Annotated in this window: 20 protein-coding genes; 7 read left to right on the top strand and 13 right to left on the bottom strand. The window is 55.0% G+C overall.

All coding sequences use genetic code 11. From position 1 onward, the window contains the following. Positions 1 to 236: 236 nt before the first annotated feature. The 7 genes from mhpT to JQN59_RS17790 all read right to left on the bottom strand — a co-directional run bounded on the left by mhpT (position 237) and on the right by JQN59_RS17790 (position 7,799). Positions 237 to 1,448, bottom strand: coding sequence for a 3-(3-hydroxy-phenyl)propionate transporter MhpT (mhpT, locus tag JQN59_RS17760; RefSeq protein WP_020996588.1), 1,212 nt, complete (start codon positions 1,446 to 1,448; stop codon positions 237 to 239). A 69-nt stretch (positions 1,449 to 1,517) separates the two neighbouring features. Continuing rightward, positions 1,518 to 2,531, bottom strand: a complete 1,014-nt coding sequence (gene mhpE, locus JQN59_RS17765) for a 4-hydroxy-2-oxovalerate aldolase (protein WP_149607792.1) — start codon at positions 2,529 to 2,531, stop codon at positions 1,518 to 1,520. Then, positions 2,528 to 3,478: an acetaldehyde dehydrogenase gene (mhpF, locus tag JQN59_RS17770; protein WP_003830924.1), complete on the bottom strand. Its 951-nt coding sequence runs from the start codon at positions 3,476 to 3,478 to the stop codon at positions 2,528 to 2,530. Before mhpF ends, mhpE begins: the two co-directional genes overlap by 4 nt. Continuing rightward, entirely contained in the window at positions 3,475 to 4,284 is an 810-nt protein-coding gene (gene mhpD, locus JQN59_RS17775; protein ID WP_057067126.1) for a 2-keto-4-pentenoate hydratase, read from the bottom strand. Before mhpD ends, mhpF begins: the two co-directional genes overlap by 4 nt. A gap of 9 nt (positions 4,285 to 4,293) precedes the next feature. Continuing rightward, the gene (mhpC, locus tag JQN59_RS17780) at positions 4,294 to 5,160 is read right to left on the bottom strand and encodes a 2-hydroxy-6-oxonona-2,4-dienedioate hydrolase (protein ID WP_048214822.1); all 867 of its coding nucleotides are present in this window, start codon (positions 5,158 to 5,160) and stop codon (positions 4,294 to 4,296) included. Between the two features lie 28 nt (positions 5,161 to 5,188). Then, complete coding sequence (gene mhpB, locus JQN59_RS17785) at positions 5,189 to 6,133, bottom strand: 2,3-dihydroxyphenylpropionate/2,3-dihydroxicinnamic acid 1,2-dioxygenase (RefSeq protein ID WP_048214823.1); 945 nt, start codon at positions 6,131 to 6,133, stop codon at positions 5,189 to 5,191. A gap of 1 nt (position 6,134) precedes the next feature. Further along, a complete protein-coding gene (locus JQN59_RS17790; RefSeq protein ID WP_057067123.1) occupies positions 6,135 to 7,799 on the bottom strand; it encodes a bifunctional 3-(3-hydroxy-phenyl)propionate/3-hydroxycinnamic acid hydroxylase in 1,665 nt (554 codons plus the stop codon). Between the two features lie 191 nt (positions 7,800 to 7,990). Between JQN59_RS17790 and JQN59_RS17795 the strand changes: the two genes are divergently transcribed. Together JQN59_RS17795 and JQN59_RS17800 are read left to right on the top strand one after the other, a co-directional pair. Then, positions 7,991 to 8,803, top strand: a complete 813-nt coding sequence (locus JQN59_RS17795; RefSeq protein WP_048226474.1) for a DNA-binding transcriptional regulator — start codon at positions 7,991 to 7,993, stop codon at positions 8,801 to 8,803. A 135-nt stretch (positions 8,804 to 8,938) separates the two neighbouring features. Beyond that, positions 8,939 to 9,241: a putative quinol monooxygenase gene (locus JQN59_RS17800; RefSeq protein ID WP_149607793.1), complete on the top strand. Its 303-nt coding sequence runs from the start codon at positions 8,939 to 8,941 to the stop codon at positions 9,239 to 9,241. A 235-nt stretch (positions 9,242 to 9,476) separates the two neighbouring features. On the opposite strand, the gene JQN59_RS17805 is transcribed toward JQN59_RS17800, so the two are convergent. The 3 genes from JQN59_RS17805 to JQN59_RS17815 form a co-directional block, all read right to left on the bottom strand. Next, positions 9,477 to 10,034 (bottom strand): hypothetical protein, encoded by a 558-nt coding sequence (locus JQN59_RS17805; RefSeq protein ID WP_239484191.1) that lies wholly within the window; start codon positions 10,032 to 10,034, stop codon positions 9,477 to 9,479. Between the two features lie 239 nt (positions 10,035 to 10,273). Beyond that, positions 10,274 to 10,750: a cold-shock protein gene (locus JQN59_RS17810; RefSeq protein ID WP_003830914.1), complete on the bottom strand. Its 477-nt coding sequence runs from the start codon at positions 10,748 to 10,750 to the stop codon at positions 10,274 to 10,276. 86 nt (positions 10,751 to 10,836) lie between these two features. Then, entirely contained in the window at positions 10,837 to 11,082 is a 246-nt protein-coding gene (locus tag JQN59_RS17815; RefSeq protein WP_149607794.1) for a YmjA family protein, read from the bottom strand. A 381-nt stretch (positions 11,083 to 11,463) separates the two neighbouring features. Between JQN59_RS17815 and JQN59_RS17820 the strand changes: the two genes are divergently transcribed. Both JQN59_RS17820 and JQN59_RS17825 read left to right on the top strand, forming a co-directional pair. Next, entirely contained in the window at positions 11,464 to 12,240 is a 777-nt protein-coding gene (locus JQN59_RS17820; protein WP_103015000.1) for an MBL fold metallo-hydrolase, read from the top strand. 18 nt (positions 12,241 to 12,258) lie between these two features. Next, positions 12,259 to 13,209, top strand: coding sequence for a GlxA family transcriptional regulator (locus tag JQN59_RS17825; protein WP_149607795.1), 951 nt, complete (start codon positions 12,259 to 12,261; stop codon positions 13,207 to 13,209). Here the strand turns inward: JQN59_RS17825 and JQN59_RS17830 are convergent. Further along, positions 13,206 to 13,814 (bottom strand): class I SAM-dependent DNA methyltransferase, encoded by a 609-nt coding sequence (locus JQN59_RS17830; RefSeq protein WP_239484192.1) that lies wholly within the window; start codon positions 13,812 to 13,814, stop codon positions 13,206 to 13,208. The genes JQN59_RS17825 and JQN59_RS17830 overlap by 4 nt on opposite strands. Positions 13,815 to 13,979: 165 nt before the next feature. On the opposite strand from JQN59_RS17830, the gene JQN59_RS17835 reads away from it, so the two are divergent. The 3 genes from JQN59_RS17835 (at position 13,980) to JQN59_RS17845 (ending at position 19,572) form a co-directional block, all read left to right on the top strand. Further along, positions 13,980 to 15,062, top strand: a complete 1,083-nt coding sequence (locus tag JQN59_RS17835; RefSeq protein WP_079935120.1) for a LacI family DNA-binding transcriptional regulator — start codon at positions 13,980 to 13,982, stop codon at positions 15,060 to 15,062. A 121-nt stretch (positions 15,063 to 15,183) separates the two neighbouring features. Next, on the top strand, positions 15,184 to 18,267 hold the full coding sequence (locus JQN59_RS17840; RefSeq protein WP_149607796.1) for a beta-galactosidase: 3,084 nt from the start codon (positions 15,184 to 15,186) through the stop codon (positions 18,265 to 18,267). 51 nt (positions 18,268 to 18,318) lie between these two features. Continuing rightward, positions 18,319 to 19,572 (top strand): MFS transporter, encoded by a 1,254-nt coding sequence (locus JQN59_RS17845; RefSeq protein ID WP_048226366.1) that lies wholly within the window; start codon positions 18,319 to 18,321, stop codon positions 19,570 to 19,572. A 94-nt stretch (positions 19,573 to 19,666) separates the two neighbouring features. On the opposite strand, the gene prpE is transcribed toward JQN59_RS17845, so the two are convergent. Both prpE and JQN59_RS17855 read right to left on the bottom strand, forming a co-directional pair. Next, entirely contained in the window at positions 19,667 to 21,553 is a 1,887-nt protein-coding gene (gene prpE / locus JQN59_RS17850) for a propionate--CoA ligase (RefSeq protein WP_128317657.1), read from the bottom strand. Positions 21,554 to 21,593: 40 nt separating this feature from the next. After that, positions 21,594 to 23,045: a bifunctional 2-methylcitrate dehydratase/aconitate hydratase gene (locus JQN59_RS17855; protein WP_149607797.1), complete on the bottom strand. Its 1,452-nt coding sequence runs from the start codon at positions 23,043 to 23,045 to the stop codon at positions 21,594 to 21,596. Positions 23,046 to 23,048: the final 3 nt, after the last annotated feature.

Consider the following 23,048-nt stretch of genomic DNA (forward strand, 5'->3'; position numbering starts at 1 on the left):
AAGGTTTGTTATACCGCGTTTGTTAACAGAATGCAAAGTCAACCCTGCACCAGACGCAGATGCCCGCGCCGGGCGCTTAATAGCGGGTGGGGATTAATAATCAGATACAAAAAGGGCCGCCAGCTCATAACGCCTCCGTTGCCATGTTTTATCTAAACTTTGGCAACACAGTTGACTGACGGCGTTAACCCGGAAGTGGGAATCAAATCTCCCCACTCCCACAACCGGATGAATGCTTAAGCACCGCTGGCCGGGATCGGCATCTGTGATTTGCGGCTCATCAGAATAAATACCGCCAGGCCTGCCAGCAAAATGCCCGGCGCAGAAGCCGCCATCACCCCTACCGTTCCGGTACCGAGCGCTAACATTTTCCCTGCCAGCAGCGGACCGCTCATCGCCCCCAGACGCCCGACTGCGACGGCGGTTCCCACGCCTGTGGCGCGGATCTGCGTGCTGTAAAACAGCGGCGCCAGCGCATACAACACACTTTGCCCGCCGGTGGCGAACATCCCCGCCACAAATCCCGCCATTAGCATGCCGCTCAATGACGACACCGTACCCAGCGCCAGCAGTGAAGCCAACATCCCGGTGTAGATCAGCAGCGACATCACCACCGGGCGCAGTTTATCCATTAACGCCCCGAGAATTAACGTGCCGCTGGCCGCGCCAATTTGCAGAGCAAACATTACGCCTGCCGCCTGCGATGGCCGAAAGCCCTGCTCCACCAGCAGCATCGGCAGCCAGTTGATCAGCATATACACCACCAGCAGGGTGAAGAAATAGCACAACCACAGCAGCAGCGTGGCACTCGCCGTCGCTGGCGCAAACAGGGCGCGCAACGGTGCGGCGGCCACCTGCGTTTGTTGGGTATAAACCTGAGATTCCGGCAGCCAGCGCATCAACAGCGGCACCAGCAGCAGCGGGATCACCCCGCCTACCCAGAACACCGTTTGCCAGGCGGAGGCCAGGCCGCTAAACCCGAGCGCTGCCGCCAGCGCCGCGCCAATCGGCACACCGCAGTACATCAGGCTCACCGCCGTACCGCGAAAACGCGGGCCCGCCGCCTCGGAAGTCAGCGCGATCAGATTCGGCAACGCCGCGCCCAGCCCGACGCCGGTCATCAGACGGGCAAACACCAGCGATGAGAAATCCCAGGAAATCGCCGTCGCCAGCGAGAACAGGCCGAACAGCGCCACAGAGGCAATGAGAATACGCTTGCGGCCATAGCGGTCGGCCAGCATGCCGCCCACCAGCGCGCCGGGCAGCAGCCCGAGAATGCCCGCACTGAAGATCCAGCCCATCTGCATTTTATCCAGCGCAAACGCGTGGGCGATACCGACGGCAGCGATACCGGCGGCCTGTAAATCCAGCCCTTCCATCAGGGCAACTAAAAAGCAAAGCCCAACGGTCAACGTCAGGCGGTAAGATGCGGGGGTACGGGTCGTCATAAGATGTCCCTCTGAGGTCACGATGCAGGTGAATCGCGGCTGATACGTTGCCAGCCGCGTAATCATTTTTTATTTGCGGTTGCGCAGGTCCAGCGCTACGTCGACGATCATATCTTCCTGGCCGCCCACCATCCGACGTTTGCCCAGTTCCACCAGAATATCTACTGCGCTCAGGTCATAACGTGCTGCCGCCACTTCGCAATGACGCAGAAAACTGGAGTACACCCCGGCATAGCCCAGCGCCAGCGTTTCACGATCCACCCGCACCGGGCGGTCTTGTAGTGGACGCACTAAATCGTCGGCGGCGTCCATCAGTGCGTAGAGATCGGTTCCGTGCTGCCAACCAAGCTTATCCGCAGCGGCGATAAATACCTCCAATGGCGCGTTGCCCGCGCCTGCGCCCATCCCTGCCAGGCTGGCGTCGACACGGTCACCCCCCTCTTCTACTGCGGCAATCGAGTTCGCCACCCCAAGACTCAGGTTGTGATGCGCATGCATTCCGGTTTCTGTTTCCGGCTTCAGCACCGCTTTCAGTGCGCGGAAGCGGGCGCGAATATCGCTCATGTTCATTGCGCCGCCGGAATCGACCACATAAATACAGGTCGCGCCGTAGTTTTCCATCAGCTTCGCCTGCTGTGCCAGGTTCTCCGGTGTGGTCATATGGCTCATCATCAGAAAACCGACGGTATCCATGCCAAGCTCACGCGCATACTGAATATGCTGGGCCGACACATCCGCTTCAGTGCAGTGGGTCGCCACGCGCACTACCCGTGCGCCGGCCTGATATGCATTTTTCAGGTCATGAATAGTGCCGATACCCGGCAGCAACAGCGTGGCAATTTTGGCATGCTTCACCACGTCCGCCGCCGCTTCAATCCACTCCAGGTCGCTGTGCGCACCAAAGCCGTAGTTGAAGCTGGAACCTTGTAAACCGTCGCCGTGGGCCACTTCAATAGAATCAACCCGTGCGTCGTCCAGCGCTTTGGCTATCTGGCGCACATTCTCCAGCGAATATTGATGACGAATAGCGTGCATACCGTCGCGCAGGGTCACGTCAGAGATATAGAGTTTTTTACCGTTCATGCTGCTTCTCCTGCCTGACGAGCGAGGGACTGCGCCATCTTCTCAGCGGTCGCCAGCGCGCTGGAGGTCATAATGTCGAGGTTGCCCGCGTAGGCTGGTAAATAGTGCGCCGCGCCTTCCACTTCCAGATACACCGCGGTTTTCAGCCCAGAGAACTGGCCGATACCCGGCAGATTCACCGGTTTATCTTCCGGGATGACTTCAAACTGGACACGCTGTTTCAGGCGATAGCCCGGCACGTAGGCCTGCACCGCCGCCGCCATCTCATTAATCGACGCTTCAACTTCAACCTCAGAGGCCGCTTCGCTCAGCACATACACCGTGTCACGCATCATCAGCGGCGGCTCGGCCGGGTTAAGGACAATAATGGCTTTGCCTTTTGCCGCGCCGCCGACCACTTCAATCGCCTTCGAGGTAGTTTCGGTAAACTCGTCGATATTGGCACGGGTACCCGGCCCCGCCGATTTACTGGCGATCGAGGCGATAATCTCGGCGTAATGGACTTTTGCCACGCGAGAAACTGCCGCCACCATTGGGATGGTCGCCTGTCCGCCGCAGGTCACCATATTGACGTTCTGCTGATCAACGTTGGCTGCCAGATTCACCACCGGCACGCAGTAAGGACCGATTGCCGCGGGTGTCAGGTCGATCAGGCGGATGCCAGGTTTAACGGCACGTAGCGCGGCGTCGTTCTTCACATGCGCGCCTGCGCTGGTGGCGTCAAACACGATGTCGATATCGGCGAATTCCGGCATGGCGATAAGCCCTGTCACCCCTTCATGGGTGGTGGCAACGCCCATGCGTCGAGCACGCGCCAGGCCATCAGATTCTGGATCGATACCGACCATCACTGCCATTTCCAGATGCACGCCGTGACGCAGAATTTTTATCATCAAATCGGTACCGATGTTGCCGGAGCCGATAATGGCGACTTTACGCTTACTCATGACTGACTTCCTTTTGTAACCGCCGCTGAAAAGGTGGCGGCGACTGAACCAATACCGTCGATATGGGCTTCGAAACGATCGCCCGCATTCACCGCCACCATCGGACCTAACGCTCCGGTGAGAATAATGTCTCCGGCACGCAGCGGCTCGCCGAGGCTGGCCATTTTGCGCGCCAGCCAGACGGCGGCGTTGATCGGATGTCCCAGGCATTCGCTGCCGCGCCCGCTGGAGACCTCTTCGTTGTTGCGCGTCATTTTCATCGCGCAGTTTTTCAGATCTAATCCTGCCGGACGCTGTGCCGGACCGCCGAGCACATACACGCCACAGGAGGCGTTATCCGCCACGGTATCAACAAATTTGATCGACCAGTCGCGGATACGGCTGCCGACCACTTCCAGCGCGGGAAGTACCCACTCTATGGCGTTGTAAAGCTCGTCAAAAGTGGTGTCGGTATTGGGCAGATCGCGGTTCAGCACCAGCGCAATTTCGGCTTCAATACGCGGTTGCAACACACGGGAAAACGGGATGGTTTCGTTATCGCCATAACACATATCAGCAAACAGCGTGCCGAAATCCGGCTGATCGACACCCAGCTGTTGCTGCACTTTCGGGTGCGTCAGCCCCACTTTGCGCCCGACCACGCGACGGCCGCGCGCCACGTCGTACTGCACGTTGATGCGCTGAATGGCGTAGGCCGCTTCGGCGTTATCCACACCAATCAATTCACGCAGCGGGGCGATAGCTTCCCCTTTTTCTTCAGCCTGACGTAAATCGGCGGCTAGCTGCTCAAGATTACGATTCGTCATGTCCGTTCCTTAAGGGCGTGTGAGGAAATTCAGCACCAGTTGGTTAAAGGCATCCGCATGTTCCCACTGCGCCCAGTGCCCGCAGTCGCGGTAGATGTGCAGTTCAGAACCGGCAATCCCGGAAAGCAGGCGCAGACCGGCATCCATCGGCACAAAGCGGTCATTGCGTCCCCAGACAATCAGGGTCTGGGCTTTGATTTCACCCAGACGCGGGCTGAAATCCGGGAACTGTTTCGGGTTGGCCTCCAGACTCTGGACAAAGTTTTCCAGGTGATCGCGGCGCGACAGCATGTTATTCAGGCGCGCCTCAAACAACGCCTCGGTCAGGTCGCTGGTGTCGAAGACAAAGATCTCCATCATCAGCTTCAGGTTCTCGATGGTCGGCTCACGATACAGCTGATTCAGGCGCTTGATACCTTCGGTCGGCATCGGGGTAAACAGGCTCATGCCGCCCGTTCCGCCGCCCATTAATACCAGTTTACCCACGCGCTCCGGCCAGCTCAGGGTAAACGCCACAGCACTGTGACCGCCCATCGAGTTACCCAACAGGTGGACTGTTTGAATATCCAATTGATCGACCACGCTTTTCAGGATGCGGGCATTGAGATCGGATCGCGAACCGCGGTTAACGATCCCATCGCTTTTGCCCCAGCCAGGACAATCCAGCAGGATCACCCGGTATCCGGCCTGTACCAACGGATCGATATTACGGCTGAAGTTTGCCCAGCCCGTTGCACCTGGACCGGATCCGTGCAGCAGCACGACGGTCTCATCGCCCTGCCCACAGTCATTGAAATGCACGCGTAGGGTTTCGCCTGCTTCCTGCACCTCCAGAAAACGACTGGTAGCGGCTTCGGTTTGCGGTTGGTAAGTCATGATGTTCTCCTGCATATTCAGTTCTGTTTTAGTTCTGCGTAGTGGCGCTCAGGGAGCCGAATCCGGCGATCCACTCCGGGATCGGGCGGTAATAACGGCCTTCGCTGCGCCAGTTGCCAAAAGCAGAAATAGCGGCAAAGGCAGCAACCCAGGTTTTCACTTCGTGCGTTGATTTGCCCGCCATTGCGGACAGCTCTTCGTTACTGAGCGCGTCCAGCTCCTGCAAACGCCCCTGCTCAAGCAGGGTCATAAAACGGTTATCCCAGACAGGGTTAAGCGGGTGTAGCGTGTTTTGATCGACCACAAACTTCTCGGCGGCGGTGATCACCCGCTGCTGGCGCAGCTCGCGCTCGTTTTCAGGTAACTGTTTGCCGCTGCCGAGCAGGCGGTCACGCATATGGGCATCAGCCTTCGCCAGCTCCGGTACCGGCGGCTGATGCGACAGACCACCGGAGCCTAAAAACAGCACGCGCTTATTCAGCGAGCTGGCGAAACGGCCAATCGCTTCACCGAGCATGCGGGTACGCTGAAAGCCCGGCAGCGGCGTGGCGACGCCGTTAATAAACACTGGCAGCACCGGCACCTTATCCAGGCCGCCGAGCAAAAACTCCAGCGGCTGCGCGAAGCCATGATCGACCTGCATGTTGTAGGACACGGCGAGATCGATACCGCTTTTCATTACCGCGTGGGCGCAGGCTTCAGCCAGATCTGTCGGCACCGGCAGTTCCCCCGCCGCGCTACCAAAATCGCCGATCGCCGTAGCTCCAACGCCTAAACAGAACGGCGGCATCACGTCGTAGAAAAATCCGTTGTAGTGATCGGGGGCAAACAGCACGACCAGTTCAGGTTCGAACGCCGCAATACGTGCCCGAGCGCTGGCGATCACGCCGTTAACCTCGTCGAGCACAGCCTGTGCCGGGTCGACATAGCCCACCAGCGGCGAGTGGGAAAGACAGTGAAGATAAGCGTGCATATCAGGCAACCTTTTCAACAGGAATGTCGGCAGTAGCGCGAGTGAGCGTCATCACCGACGCCAGTTTATTCAGGGTGCTGCCCAGGGTTTGCGGAATGGCGATGGCGGCCACGAAGCGGTCCGGGCGCATGACTACCAGCGCGGCGTTGTGCTGGGCAAACCACGCGCGCAGGCGGTTTTGCGTATCGCCTATGCGGGTAACGCCGTCGTGGTTATCCTGATCGGTATGTATCTGCGTATCCGGCACGACCTGGATAAAACGCGTCCCCAGCGCCTGCCATTGTTGGATCTGCGCCTCGCTCATGCCCCATAGTGGGTTACAGCCCCAGCCAATCACCGCGAAATTCGGTCCGATGACGTTGTCGAGCAACGTCACTTCGCCCGATTCCAGCGTCACCTTCGGCTGGATAAACATCTTGCCGACCGGTGAAGTTTTCGCGTCGCCTTCACGCACCAGCGCCCCGGCGTGGTACTGCGGCATCGGCTTAAACCGCATTTCAAGGAAGTAGCGTTTGACCGGCGGAATATAGTTCAACAGCCAGGAAACCCCATCGCGTACCGCGCCGTGCCAGCGTTTGGGCGGCGCAAGTACGTTGCCAGCGGTCACGGAGAGGTCGATCATGGCTTTGGCGTGGTCGCGGCGTTCCTGCTGGTAGGTATCCAACAGCGCATCGTCGGCTTTACCGTTAATCACCAGCGCCAGTTTCCATGCCAGGTTGAAAGCATCGCGCATGCCGCTGTTGTATCCCTGACCCTGCCAGACCGGCATAATGTGCGCCGCATCGCCCGCCAGCAGCACGCGGTCAATACGAAAACGTTCGGCCAGACGAGCATTATGGGTATACACGCGCTGGCGGATCAGCTCGACGTTGTCCGGGTTCGGCAGCACTTTGCTCAGTAACTGGCGCATATTCTGCGGCTCGCTAAGCTGCGCTTCGGTTTCCCCCGGCATAACCATAAACTCAAAACGGCGCACCGCGTGCGGCAGCGCGGCAGAGACATACGGGCGCACCGGATCGCAGCATAAATACACATGCGGCGTGCTGAGCGGATCGTTGGCGATATCCACCACAATCCACTGATTCGGCGCGGTTTTACCTTCAAACGGCACGTTCAGAGAACGTCTGACGTTGCTGCCGCCGCCGTCGCAGGCCACCAGCCACTGAGCCTTCACCGTTTCACGTTGACCGTCTGGCGCTTTCAGATTTAGCGTCACTTCGCCGTTTTGTTGGCTGAAGGCCTCCAGCTCGCGGGAGAACAGGCAGCGCACGTTGGGAAAACGCGATAACCCTTCCAACATCACCGCGTCCACCTGCGGCTGAATAAACGCATTACGACGCGACCAGCCAAATTCGTCGGTCATCGGCTGGATATCAGCAAAGCAACGGCCTTTTGGGGTGAGAAAGCGCATTGCGTGCCACGGTGTGGTGTGCGGCAAAACGTTCTCGACCAGCCCCACAGACTGCATAGTGCGCAGCGCTTCATCGTCAATGCCGATGGCGCGAGGATAGTCGATCAGCGTGTCGAGCTTCTCCACTACCAACACCTCAATGCCCATCTGCCCAAGATAGTTGGCCATCATCAGCCCTACCGGACCAGCACCGGCAATCGCCACCTGCGCGGTATGCTGCACAGCGGGTTGTATATCCGGGTTTTTTGTTGTCATTTCAGAACCTCACGACTCGGACAAAACGCAATTGCGGACCCTGGTGAGGCGCAACTTGTTTTGTTAAAAATATGTGAATAATTTTTTGTTGTGCGGTCAGTATAGAAGCGAGTTTTTGCGCTACAATCAAAACATGCCAGGATGTGCACTAAGTGCACAACGTTGTTTTACCTGTAGATTTGTCAATGAATATGAAAAATGACGAGAGCACTGAGTACAAAACCGTACGCGGATTAACGCGCGGATTAATGTTATTAAATATGTTAAACCGGCTCGATGGTGGGGCCAGTGTTGGCTTGCTTGCTGAGTTAAGCGGCCTGCATCGCACCACGGTCAGACGGCTGCTGGAAACCCTGCAGGATGAGGGTTACGTCCGGCGCAGCCTGTCCGATGACAGCTTTCGCTTAACCATTAAAGTCCGCCAGCTCAGCGAGGGGTTTCGTGACGAGCAGTGGATTTCTGCACTCGCCGCCCCGCTGCTGGGGGATTTGCTGCGCGAGGTCATCTGGCCGACCGACGTTTCCACGCTGGATGTGGACGCGATGGTGGTACGTGAAACCACCCACCGCTTCAGCCGCCTGTCTTTTCACCGGGCGATGGTCGGGCGTCGTTTGCCATTGCTGAAAACTGCATCCGGCCTGACCTGGCTGGCATTTTGCCCGGAGAATGAACGGCAGGAACTGATTGAAATGCTTGCCTCCCGATCGGGAGAAGAGTTCCAGCTTGCGCGCGAACCGCTGAAGCTCAATGCCATTTTGACCCGCGCGCGAAAAGACGGTTTTGGCCAGAACTTTCGCGGTTGGGATCAGGAGGAGAAAATCGCTTCTATCGCCGTCCCCATCCGCAGCGAACAGCGGGTGATCGGCTGCCTGAATTTGGTGTATATGGCCAGCGCCATGACCATCGAACAAGCCGCGGAAAAGCATCTTCCGGCCTTACAAAAGGTGGCGAAACAGATAGAGGACGGCGTCGAATCGCAGGAGATTTTGGTTGCCGGGAGGTGAGATGGATCACAGTTATGCGGATCATCTGGTTGATAGCTGGCATAACTCACTAACCGGCCGATAAAACTCTGTGACCTCTTGCCCAAAAAATATCTTCATTACATAGTGTGCATTCGTTTTCTGCCAGGAGGCTGCATGTTAAAGGTCATTGCTGAGGATTTCATCAAACCTGAGTATATTGAAACTGTTCTCCCGTTGTATCGGGAGCTAATATCGGCAACGAAGAAAGAACTGCACTGCATTGCTTACGACCTCTATATTGATGAAAAAGATCCGGGCCATTTTATTTTTATCGAAGAATGGCCAAACCACGCGGCTCTCGATGAACATTGTGCCAGCGAGCATTTCCAGCGACTTGTACCATTAATCGATCAATACACTCGCCAGGAAGCACGTTACATACTGATGGATGACGTGGTAAATCCGGCTGTCTCGTGATAATGAAGAAAGTACTGGGATTACTGTTAATTATGTTTTTGGCAGGATGCTCAACACCAGGAAAGAAAGTCTTTTACTTCACTGGTCGCTGAGGGCTTAAAGCCTCTTCGAAAGAGGCTTTAAGCTTTGCAACAATGCATCACACTGATTACAAAGCGGAATCATCACTGTTCCAGCTGTATTATTATTTAGAGTTTATACTCCATTATTACTGTTTCAGATATTAAGCGCATTTTTACGAGGCCATTTTCATCGCGGCACCAATAACTGCCATACACATACTGCTCGCAAGTAAAACAATAAACCAATATATATAATTATTAAACTTTGTAAATAACCAGATAAACCTAAGTAATGACAATGCAGCAATAGAAATAGAAGACACAAACATTGTAAATATATAAATACCAGAAATTATCCATCCTGCTTCTTCGTAAATACTCTTCATTGTAAAAATAAGGATAGATAAGTAAAATGCTGATAAAGCAAGCCCGCTCAGAAAATCATAATAATCTATGTATGTGATGTTTTTATCTTTCTGCAGAAGAGCTATAAACTTTTCAAGTTTCTCATTGTCTACTCGTGACAAAAACCGATTAATTAGCGGAGTAAACATCACTAAAATCATCACCAAATGAATGAATAGTAAAGAAAGTTTAATTCTGTCATCAACCGATTCATTCTGTGGCCAGATAGATATTATTTCATAATCCATTTTTGCAAGGAGAAAAAAGCAAATGGCCGATGGTACATATTCAGAAGATATAGCTTTCCATATTTTTTTAAAAATCACTTATATTACCCCATTAGTTATATCGGTGAATCACTATTAGTTAACCGTGCTACTAATCTGCAAATAGTTGGCGATCATATTTATTTAATACGGATAATATATACCTATTCAGAAACGGATTGCTACCTACTAATTTTATCACTACATACCTGAATCACGTAAATTACACATATCAAAAAAAAACCGAAACCCGCTCCTGAAAAGAGCAACGTTCCGGTTTTTATTCAGTCCGAAGGGTTTCAGACTTTAAGCAGTTTCACCGTCGCGTCGATGTCGATTTCATCTTCCGAGAAGATCAGCGTCGTGCCCTGGAAGGTAGTGATGGCCAGCTTTTTCAGTGTGCGCATTTCACCAGGCTTCACGTCTGATTTCGGTCGGATGCTGTTCATCAGCACGCCGACAGACAGCACAGCATTTTCTTTGTCGATACGGGTCTCTACAGGGACTTCTTCGCTGTAGACCAGGAATGACTTGATCGAGGTGAGCTTCAGACGCTCGCCTGCGATATAGATGTACTTGCTGTCTGGTATGACTTTTACCGCGTAGGCAGACAAGCCTTTGTTGTTGGTGGTGGGCTCAAAAGTCACCGCCGCGTCTTTCTTGATCAGCTCAGGATTAGCAACCTTAATCACATGAAAATAGCGGTTGTCGCCGTTTTCATCTTTGATAAATCCAAAGCCTTTATCTTTAAACCACGTTGTGATTGTTCCGTTCATTGCTGTTTCCGCCTGATTAAACCTATTACTCGTAGAGTATACCTACTCAATTTGCGCGCAGTGTAAAACACAGGCCATGTCTTTGGCTACTCGTTACCCCAACGATTGAGGAACTCCGCAATATCATCGATACGCTGAGCGTCGACACCTGCCACGGTAGCCATCTCCTGCTGCGCTTCTTCGCTGATCTCTTCGTTGCTCATCAAACGGGTGATCAACTGCTGGAAGTAGTGCGCCAGCGCGTCACGTTCTGTGTCGCTCACCGGCTTTGCGGCCTCGGTCGCGTACTCGTCGGCAATATCATAATATTTTAGCGGAATGTCGTTGTTCATCAGTTGCTCCGGGGTAAAGGCATGTGCCAGCAGTTGCCTGCCGCGTCTGGTGTGAATGATAGCATTCTTATTTCATGGTTCGCGATCTGTTTTATTGGTCACTATGCATTACATATATCAATAATGTTTTCCGGCACCACTTCGCATTTAATAAACCTTCCGTATTTAAATAACAGCATTCTTATTCAGTTCGATATAATGGCTGATTATTAAATAACGAGCCACCAAGGAAATATTAAATTACTTTAATTCTAATTACATTATCGACATCTGTAATCCGCAGTTGGCCCAATCCCATCGCTAGTCGCCCATTTGCCCACATTCATCTTCTGGACAACACTCTACGATGACACCACTGACCCAACACGTGGAGCAAACACCATGAACATCACGCAAATCCGTAACGCTACGCAGCACATCACTTTTGGTGGCAAAACCTTTCTGATCGACCCTATGCTGGCGGCAAAAGGTACTTATCCGGGCTTTGCCGGTACGGCACGCGCCGAGATCCGCAACCCGACCGTTGATCTGCCTGTCGATATCGACACCCTGCTCAACGTTGATGCGCTGATCGTGACCCATCTGCATGAAGACCACTGGGATGAAGCCGCGGCTCGTGTCGTGCCGAAAGACAAACCGATTTATGTGCAAAACGATCGCGATGCGCAGGTACTGCGGGAACAAGGTTTCACGCAACTGACCGTACTGACGCAAAACACTGCGCTTGGTGATATCACCCTGCGTAAAACCGGCGGCCAGCACGGTTCGGATCGCGCTTACGCCGTCCCGCAAATGGCTGAACGTCTGGGTGATGCCTGCGGAGTTATCTTCCAGCATCCGGCGGAAAAAACGCTGTATCTGGTCGGGGACACCATCTGGCGCGACGAGGTGGAAACCAACATGCGGACTTTCCAGCCAGGCGTGGTCATTCTGAACGCAGGCTTTGCTCACGTTATCGGGTTTGGCCCAATTATCATGGGCGCGGAAGATGTGCTAAAAACCCACTTCACGCTGCCCGAAGCACAAATTGTGGCGACCCACATGGAGGCGATTAACCACTGTCTGCTGACCCGCGCGGCCTTGAAAGAGTACGCCTGCGACAACCAGATTGCGCAATTTGTTAACGTGCCGGAAGATGGCGAAACCCTGACGTTTTAAACTCCACAGAGGACTCGTATGCAAACGCTTAACGTCGCCATTGTTGCCGTGGAAGATTTCAGCCCGTTTCACTTCTCGGTGCCATGCATTATTTTCAGTGACAAAGTGACGGCGAAAAAGCGTTTTGAGGTGCAACTGTGCGCCGAACAGCCGGGCATCGTTTCCTCGCAGGATGGCTTCTCCATTCACGCAGCCTACGGCTATGAAGCGGTGGAGGCCGCCGACATCGTGGTGATCCCCTGGTGGGGTACCACGGCACATCGGCCACCACAAAGCCTGCTTGATGCGCTCAATCGTGCGCGACAAAACGGCGCGCAGATTGTTGGGTTATGCCTGGGTGCGTTTGTTCTCGGCTACGCCGGTCTGCTGGATGGCAAACGGGCGGCTACGCACTGGGAGTTCGAGCAGGATTTTCAGGCCCGCTTTCCGGCAGCTCATCTGGATATCAACGCGCTGTACGTGGATGACGACGGTATTATTACCTCGGCAGGCACCGCCGCCGCGCTGGATTGCTGTTTGTACGTGATCCGCCAGCGTTTTGGCAGCACGGTGGCGAATCAGATTGCCCGACGGATGATTGTGCCGCCACATCGCGAGGGCGGCCAGGCACAGTTTATCGAGCAACCGGTGGCGAAAAATACCAAAGATCAGCGCATCAACGTCCTGCTCGACTATTTGCGCCAGCATCTCCATGAACCGCATAATCTTGACGAGCTGGCGCAACGGGTGATGATGAGCCGTCGCACCCTCACCCGTCATTTTATGAAGGCCACAGGGTCAAGCGTGGCCGAATGGTTGATTGCCGAGCGCCTGCGCCGTAGCCAGACGTTGCTGGAGTCCAGCCAGTTACCCGTTGAACGCATCGCCGAACAGGTTGGTTTTCAGTCGCCCGTCACCTGGCGCCAGCATTTTAAATCCCACTTTGGCGTTAGCCCGGCTGAATGGCGTAAAACCTTTCGCGGCGATTAGCCTCTTTTTTGCGCCAGCCAGATGGTGTGCCCGGTGCATTGCGGATCTTCCATCACCATCTCGACCACCGCAAAACCGTGTGCTGACAGCAGTGTGCGGTATTCATCCGGCGCGAGGCTGGCGTGAAACAGCGGCTCACCTTCAAATTGCCCCATCGCGATGCCGTTGTCCGTACCGCTGGTAAACATCAGCGCACTACCGGGATGGCTGAGGCGGTCAAAAATCGGGAACATCTTTTGCTGGTCCTGCTGAGTTAAATGGAAAAAGCTGTCCCAGGCGATCAGTCCATCGAAAGTCTCATTGAGTGCCAACTCGCGCATATCCTGTTCCAGCCAGCGCTGTGCGGGAAAAGTGTTTCGGGCCCGCGTCAGCATCGCCGGGGAACCATCAACGCCGGTAAGCTGAAAACCTTGCTGGATAAAATAACCGGCGATCGGCTGACCGTTGCCGCAGCCAATATCCACAATGCTGCCCTGCCCGCCCATCACGGAAATAAATTTATCGAGCCAGCTTTTCTCGAACAAGGTGCGCGAGCGCTGGCTGGCAAAAGCATCCGCATGGCGTCGGTAGATGGACAGAATATTTTTTGCCGCAGAATCGCTCACAATGTCCTCACTTTTTTCTTCTGTTAGGTATAACGCCGATAAATCCTTCAGCACGCTATCCTCAAACCCTGGAATGCGCCTCGCAGAACCCATGCGCAAATACCCCAAAACCGTCCCGCTGTGGCATCATAGCGCACAGATAACGTCATTACAGGGGTGATAAACGTGAAACCGGTAACGCTATACGATGTGGCAGACCATGCAGGTGTCTCTTACCAGACCGTCTCTCGCGTCGTGAACCAGGCCAGCCACGTTTCCGCAAAAACCCGACAGAAAGTTGAGGCCGCGATGGCGGAACTCAATTACATCCCTAACCGCGTTGCACAGCAGCTGGCTGGCAAACAGACGCCACTGATTGGCGTTGTGACGGCAAACCTAGCTCTGCATGCCCCCTCACAAATCGTTGCTGCCATAAAATCCCGCGCCGACCATTCCGGTGCCAGCGTGGTGATCGCCATGGTCGAGCGCAGCGGCGTTGAGTCCTGTAAAGCCGCGGTCCACAATCTGCTTTCTCAACGCGTAACCGGGCTTATCATCAACTATCCGCTGGATGAAGAAGATGCCATTGCCGTGGCCGCTGCCTGCGGTACGGTGCCGGTGCTGTTTCTCGATGTCTCTGACCTGACGCCAATTAACAGCGTGATTTTCTCTCATGACGACGGCGCGCGCCTTGGCGTTGAACATCTGGTGCAGCACGGACATCAACGGATCGCCCTGCTGAGCGGGCCGCACACTTCCGTTTCGGCAAGGCTTCGGCATGCGGGCTGGCACAAGTATCTGGCACATTACCAGCTACAACCCGTTGTGGAGCTGGAAGGCGACTGGAGCGCGATGTCTGGTTTTCAGCAAACGATGCACATGCTGAATAACGGTAACCTCCCTACCGCCATGCTGGTCGCTAACGATCAAATGGCGCTGGGCGCGATGCGGGCAATCAGCGAGTTCGGTCTGCGGGTTGCAGTGGATATATCGGTAATTGGCTACGATGACACCGAAGACAGCGCCTGTTACATCCCACCGCTGACCACCATCAGGCAGGATTTTCCGTTGCTGGGTGAAACCAGCGTCGACAGGCTATTGCAACTCCCCCGTGGCGGCTCCAGCGTGGGTAACCAACTGCTTCCCGTCACCCTGGTCAAGCGCAAAACGGTTCTGCCTCCCGATACGCAAACCACCACTCCCCAGGCGCTGGCTGATTCACTGATCCAGCTGGCGCGGCAAGTTTCTCAGCTCACACCCAAATTGTGAACGCATAACAATTGTGTGAGTCAGTTCACTTATTGAACGCCCCATCCTTTACAGCAAGGAGCGCTTGTTCGTATTTTGATTGAAATTGTGAGCGAGTAACAAATTCAAACAGGATACCGTTATGAACCTGAACACAGATTCACTCTCCGCTGTTCTGGCCCGCCGCGACTGGGAAAATCCCGGCGTCACGCAGCTCAACCGGCTGGAAGCACATCCGCCATTCTGTAGCTGGCGCTCAGCGGATGATGCACGTACCAATCAGCGTTCGAGTCAGTTACGCGCGCTGAATGGACAGTGGCAATTTGCCTGGTTTGCCGCGCCGGAGGCTGTGCCAGAAAGCTGGCTGACAAGCGATCTGCCACAGACAGACACCGTCAACGTCCCCTCTAACTGGCAGATGGACGGTTATGATGCGCCAATTTATACCAACGTCACCTACCCAATCCCGGTGAATCCTCCGTACGTTCCGGCACAGAACCCGACAGGATGTTACTCGCTCACATTTAATATCGAAGACGCGTGGTTAGAGGAAGGGCAGACGCGCATTATTTTTGACGGCGTGAACTCCGCGTTTCATCTGTGGTGCAACGGTCGCTGGGTCGGCTACGGTCAGGATAGCCGTCTACCGTCTGAGTTTGATCTTAGCGATTATCTGCTGCGCGGCGAAAACCGTCTGGCTGTGATGGTGCTGCGCTGGAGCGACGGCAGCTATCTGGAAGACCAGGACATGTGGCGCATGAGCGGTATTTTTCGCGATGTCTCCCTGCTGCATAAGCCCACTACGCAAATCCGCGACCTGCGCATTAATACCCTTTTTAATGACAACTTCAGCCGCGCCACGCTGGAAGCGGAAGTCAGAGTGGCGGGCAACGAGAGCGAAGATTTACGCGTCACCCTGCAATTGTGGGAAGGTGAAACGCTCACCCGCGAAACGACCTCGCCGCTCGGCAGTGAGATCATTGATGAACGCGGCGCTTATCATGACCGGGTGACTCTGCGTCTGAACGTCGAAAAACCGGCTCTGTGGAGTGCCGAAACGCCCAATCTGTACCGCGCCGTTGTGCAGTTACACACCGCAGGCGGAGTACTGATTGAAGCGGAAGCCTGTGACGTTGGTTTTCGTCAGGTTTGTATCGAAAACGGCCTGTTGCTGTTAAACGGCAAGCCGCTGTTGATTCGCGGTACCAACCGCCATGAGCACCATCCGGTCAACGGCCAGGTGATGGATGAGGCGACGATGGTGCAGGACATCATCCTGATGAAGCAGAATAACTTCAACGCCGTGCGCTGTTCCCATTACCCGAACCATCCGCTGTGGTACACCCTGTGCGATCGTTACGGCCTGTATGTAGTCGACGAAGCCAACATTGAAACCCACGGCATGGTGCCGATGAATCGCCTCACCGACGATCCCGCATGGTTGCCTGCCATGAGCCAGCGCGTCACGCGCATGGTGCAGCGCGATCGCAACCACCCGAGCATTATTATCTGGTCACTGGGCAATGAATCCGGCCATGGCGTCAATCACGACGCGCTCTACCGCTGGATAAAATCAGAAGACCCGTCACGTCCGGTGCAGTACGAGGGCGGTGGAGCTGATACTGCCGCCACCGACATTATTTGCCCGATGTACGCCCGCGTCGATCAGGATCAGCCCTTCCCCGCAGTACCCAAATGGTCGATTAAAAAGTGGCTGTCGATGCCCGGCGAACAGCGTCCGCTGATCCTTTGTGAATACGCCCACGCTATGGGCAACAGCTTTGGCGGCTTCGCCAAATACTGGCAAGCGTTCCGTCAGTATCCGCGCCTGCAGGGCGGATTTGTCTGGGACTGGGTGGATCAGTCGCTGACCAAATATGATGAGAACGGCAAAGCATGGTCAGCCTACGGTGGCGATTTTGGCGACACACCTAACGATCGTCAGTTTTGCATGAACGGACTGGTGTTCGCCGATCGCACTCCGCATCCGGCGTTATATGAGGCCAAGCATGAACAGCAGTTTTTCCAGTTCACGTTACTGCCGGGCGCTGAACGCCAGATTGAAGTGACCAGCGAATATCTGTTCCGCCGCAGCGATAACGAAGTTCTGCACTGGTCGATTGCCCTTGACGGCAACCCGCTGGCCGCCGGAGAAATCGTTCTGGATATCGCCCCACAGGGCCGCCAGGTGATTACCCTGCCGAACGTTCCGATGCCGGACACCGCAGGTGAACTGTGGTTGACGGTGCGCGTAGAGCAGCCTCAGGCGACCGCATGGTCAGAAGCCGGGCATATCAGCGCCTGGCAACAGTGGAAGCTGGAAGAGAAGCTCAGCCTGGTACGTCTATCACGCGTCAGCAGCGCACCACAGCTGGATGTTAGTGAGAGCAATTTTACCGTGGTGGCCAACAACACACGCTGGCAATTCGATCGTCAGTCCGGTCTGCTAACACAATACTGGATTAGCGATGAAGCCCAGTTGGTAAGCCCGCTTACTGACCAGTTCACCCGCGCGCCGCTGGACAACGACATCGGCGTGAGCGAGTCAACCCGCATCGACCCTAACGCCTGGGTTGAACGCTGGAAGGCCGCCGGTCACTATCAGGCTGAAGCAACGTTACTGCACTGTGCTGCCGATACGCTGAGCAGTGCGGCACTGATCACCACCGAACATGCGTGGCAGTATCGGGGCGAAACGCTGTTCGTCAGCCGAAAAAGCTATCGTATTGACGGTAATGGTGAAATGCAGATAACGGTGGATGTCGACGTTGCCAGCGGTACGCCGCATCCGGCCCGCATCGGCCTGAGCTGCCAGCTGGCGCAGGTTGCGGAGCGAGTGAACTGGTTAGGTCTTGGCCCGCATGAGAACTACCCGGACCGTCTGGGCGCCGCCTGTTTCGATCGCTGGGATCTGTCGCTTGATGAGATGTACACCCCGTATGTTTTTCCGAGCGAAAACGGTCTGCGCTGCGGCACGCGCGAACTGTACTACGGTGCGCACCAGTGGCGCGGAGACTTCCAGTTCAACATCAGCCGCTTTAGCCAGCAGCAACTGATGGAAACCAGCCACCGCCATCTGCTGCAACCTGAGGCGGGCACCTGGCTCAATATTGATGGCTTCCATATGGGCGTCGGCGGCGATGATTCGTGGAGTCCTTCCGTGTCGCCGGAATTCCAGCTGAGCGCCGGACGCTACCACTTCCAGTTCGTCTGGGGCCCAAAATAATAATATAAGCAGGGCAGGTTGATACCTGCCCGCATTTATAGGAAGTCTGTTATGTATTATTTAAAAAACACTAACTTTTGGATGTTCGGCTTTTTCTTCTTCTTTTACTTTTTTATTATGGGTGCGTATTTCCCCTTCTTCCCTATCTGGTTACACGATGTAAACCATATCAGTAAAGGCGATACCGGCATCATCTTCGCCTGTATATCACTGTTTTCTTTGTTATTCCAACCAATTTTCGGACTACTGTCCGATAAGCTTGGCCTGCGTAAACATCTGCTGTGGGTAATTACCGGCATGCTGGTAATGTTTGCCCCGTTCTTTATTTACGTTTTTGGTCCGTTATTACAGGTTAATATTTTACTGGGTTCAATTGTCGGCGGGATTTACCTTGGCTTTATTTACAATGCCGGTGCCCCAGCGATTGAAGCCTATATTGAAAAAGCCAGCCGCAGAAGCAACTTTGAATTTGGTCGCGCGCGCATGTTTGGCTGCGTGGGCTGGGCGCTGTGCGCCTCGATTGCCGGAATTATGTTCACCATCAATAACCAATTCGTCTTCTGGTTAGGCTCTGGCTGTGCGGTCATTCTGGCATTGCTGCTGTTATTTTCAAAAACAGATGCCCCCTCTTCTGCAAAAGTCGCGGATGCGGTAGGCGCCAATAACTCGGCATTCAGCCTGAAGCTGGCGCTGGAGTTATTTAAACAACCGAAACTTTGGTTCCTCTCCCTGTATGTGGTCGGCGTTTCCTGTACTTACGATGTGTTTGACCAGCAGTTCGCCAACTTCTTTACCTCATTCTTTGCCACCGGCGAACAGGGTACCCGCGTGTTTGGCTACGTCACGACGATGGGAGAATTACTCAACGCCTCTATCATGTTCTTTGCACCGCTGATTGTGAACCGCATTGGCGGAAAGAACGCCCTGCTGCTGGCCGGTACGATTATGTCGGTAAGGATTATTGGCTCGTCATTCGCCACCACTGCACTGGAGGTCGTTATTCTCAAAACGCTGCATATGTTTGAGATACCGTTCCTGATCGTCGGCTGCTTCAAATACATCACCAGCCAGTTCGAAGTACGTTTCTCGGCCACGATTTATCTGGTGTGTTTCTGTTTCTTCAAACAGTTAGCCATGATTTTCATGTCAGTTCTGGCCGGGAAAATGTATGAGAGTATTGGTTTCCAGGGAGCTTATCTGGTGCTGGGGATTATTGCGCTGAGCTTCACGCTGATTTCCGTATTTACCCTTAGCGGTCCGGGGCCGTTTTCCCTGCGGCGTCGTCGCGAAAGCGTCGCGCTGTAAAAGCCTCTTTGCCGGATGCACCACTCACGTGGTTTATCCGGCCTACGATACTAAAAGGCCCGGTAAGCATTGCGCCACCGGGCATCACACGATGTTACTCTTCGATCGCCTGACGGATTTGCTGCAACGACGCGGGATCGTCAATGGTCGTTAGATCGCCAGGATCGCGGCCTTCACAGATCGCCTGGATCGTCCGTCTGAGCATTTTGCCAGAGCGCGTTTTCGGCAACTGCGACACAAACCAGACATGCGCCGGGCGGCCAAAATTACCAATCTGACTGTCCACCAGCGCCATAATCGCCTTCTCTTCCGAATGTGCGATGTCGCGATCTTCAAGGCTGTCGCTCTGTTTCGGAATGACAAACGCGACCGCGACCTGCCCCTTCAGCGCGTCCTTCACGCCGACCACAGCCACTTCGGCAACGTTCGGATAGCTGGAAATACTCTCCTCTATCTCACGCGTCCCCAACCGATGCCCAGCCACGTTGATGACATCATCCGTACGGCCAAGGATGAAGTAATAGCCGTCCGCATCGCGAATACCCCAGTCAAAGGTGGCGTACACCTGACGAGAAAACAGCGACCAGTAGGTATTCACAAACCGCGCGTCATCACCCCAGATAGTCTGGATACAGCCCGGCGGCAGCGGCCCTTCAATCACCAGCATGCCCTTTTCATTCGCTTCGCAGGGCTCACCGGTCACCTCATTGAGCAACTGCACGTTATAGCCGTACATCGGCACGCCTGGGCTACCCAGCCGCGACGGGCGGTCGTCCAGCCCGCGGGCGATCGCCATAATCGGCCAACCGGATTCAGTCTGCCAGTAGTTGTCGATAACCGGGACGCCCAGCGTTTCCGTTACCCAACTGGCGGTCGGTTCGTCCAGCGGTTCCCCGGCCAGATACAGCACCTCCAGCGAGGAGAGATCGTGATTGCGGATTTGCGCGGTCGGGAATTTCTTCAGCACGCGGATGGCGGTTGGGGCGGAGAACATCCGGCTGACCTGATACTTCTCAACAATTTTCCACCAAACGCCACAGTCTGGATACGTTGGCAGCCCTTCGTACACCACCGTCGCCATCCCCGCCAGCAGTGGGGCATACACGATATACGAATGCCCAACCACCCAGCCGATGTCCGACGCGCAGAAGAACACACCGCCCGCTTTACCGCCGAAAATAGTGTCCATTGAAGTCGCCAGCGCGACCGCGTAGCCACCAACGTCACGCTGGACGCCCTTCGGTTTACCGGTTGTCCCGGAGGTATAGAGAATGCAGGAGGTTTCATTCGATTCCAGCCACGTCACCGGCACCCGCGCGCCAAGATGCTGTTGGCGCAGCGCGGCAAAGTCGAGGTCTCGCCCCTCTACCCGCGCCATTTTCGCCAGACCGCGATCGACCAATACCACATGACGCGGCTGGTGCTGCGCCTGACTGATTGCATCATCGAGCAGCTTTTTATACGGCAGGATCTTGCCCCCGCGCGCGCCGGCATCCGCCGAAACGATAATCACCGGTTGGGCGTCGTCGATGCGTGCCGCCACGCTGTGCGAGGCAAAGCCACCGAACACCACCGAATGGATCGCCCCAATGCGCGCGCAGGCCAGCAGCGTAATGTGCGCCTCGGCGATCATCGGCATATAAACCAGTACCCGATCGCCACGCTGTACGCCCAGCGACAGCAACATTGCCGCCGCCACGTTCACTTCGTCGTACAGCTGACGAAAGGTAAAGGTACGTTCTTCTTCGGTTTCCGATGACACCGCAATCAGCGCCAGCGCCTCAGGCTGTTTCTCCACCCAGCGGTCGATGGCGTTATGACACAAATTGGTCTTGCCGCCGCAAAACCAGCGGGCAAACGGCGGGTTGCTGTGATCCAGCACCTGCGTATACGGCTGCTGCCAGTCAATACGCTGGGCCTGTTCGGCCCAAAACGACTCCGGCTGCGTAATAGAACGTTGATAAAACTCGCTATAAGACATAATGCTCTCCTGTTGAACTTACGCCTTGCCGCACGCAGGTTTAGATTACATAAAGGTCCATATACTCATTGACCGGCATCTGCTCCAGGCGGGCTCTGTCCAGGGAGACATCCAGGATGCGCTGCTGCTGACGGGTCGGGAACTGACGCGCCAGGTTAATTTTGAACTTCTCGACCAGCTTCGGCATACCGTCGTTACGACGGCGCGCGTGGCCAATTGGGTATTCCACTACCACTTCTTCAAAGCGTGAGCCGTCGGTGAATTCAAGCGTGATGGCATTCGCGATGGCGCGTTTTTCAGGGTCGTGGTAATCGGCAGTAAAGGCCGGATCTTCGAAGCAGTTAATCTTTTCACGCAGTGCATCAATGCGTTTATCCTGCGCCACGCCGTCTTCGTAATCTGCCGCCGTTAAGCGTCCGAACAGCAGCGGGATAGCCACCATGTACTGGATGCAGTGGTCACGATCCGCCGGGTTATTCAACGGGCCTTTTTTATCGATGATGCGGATACAGGCTTCGTGCGTACGAATGGTCACTTTTTCGATATCGGCAGCGGTCCTACCTGCAGCCTGTAACTGCTCGTACAGCGTCATCGCCGCTTCTACCGCGGTCTGCGAGTGGAACTCTGCCGGGAAGGAAATTTTAAACAACACGTTTTCCATCACGTACGAACCGTACGGGCGCTGGAAGCGGAAAGATTCGCCTTTGAAAGAGACATCATAGAAGCCCCAGGTTTTCGCCGTCAGTGCAGATGGATATCCCATTTCACCGGTTTTCGCCATCAGCGCCAGACGCACAGCACGTGAGGTGGCATCGCCAGCCGCCCAGGATTTACGCGTGCCGGTATTCGGCGCATGACGATAGGTACGCAGCGACTGACCGTCGACCCACGCCAGCGAGACGGCGTTGAGAATTTCATCGCGGTTAAGGCCGAGCATCTCGGCAACCACCGCCGTGGAAGCGACTTTTACCAGCAGGACGTGATCCAGACCGACGCGGTTGAAGGAGTTTTCCAGCGCGATACAGCCCTGAATTTCATGGGCTTTAATCATTCCGGTTAACACTTTTTTCATGGTTAACGGCGCTTTACCCACCGCCACCGCATTGCGCGACAGCCAGTCAGCCGTCGCCAGAATACCGCCGAGGTTATCGGAAGGATGGCCCCATTCTGCGGCCAGCCACGTGTCGTTAAAGTCCAGCCAGCGGATCATCGCACCGATGTTAAACGCCGCCTGCACCGGATCGAGCTGGAACTGGGTACCCGGTACGCGCACACCGTTCGGGACGACGGTACCCGGTACAACCGGCCCCAGCAGTTTTTTACAGGCCGGATATTCCAGCGCTTCCAGGCCACAGCCAAGGGTATCAAGCAGGCAATAATGCGCGGTGTCATACGCCACCTTCGAGGTGATCTCGTAGTTCATGACATAATCAACGATATCAACGATTTCACGGTCAAATTCAGGGCGGACGTTCGAAATATGTGCAGACATAGG

This window comes from Citrobacter sp. B72 (assembly GCF_016894305.1).
Lineage (GTDB): Bacteria > Pseudomonadota > Gammaproteobacteria > Enterobacterales > Enterobacteriaceae > Citrobacter > Citrobacter portucalensis.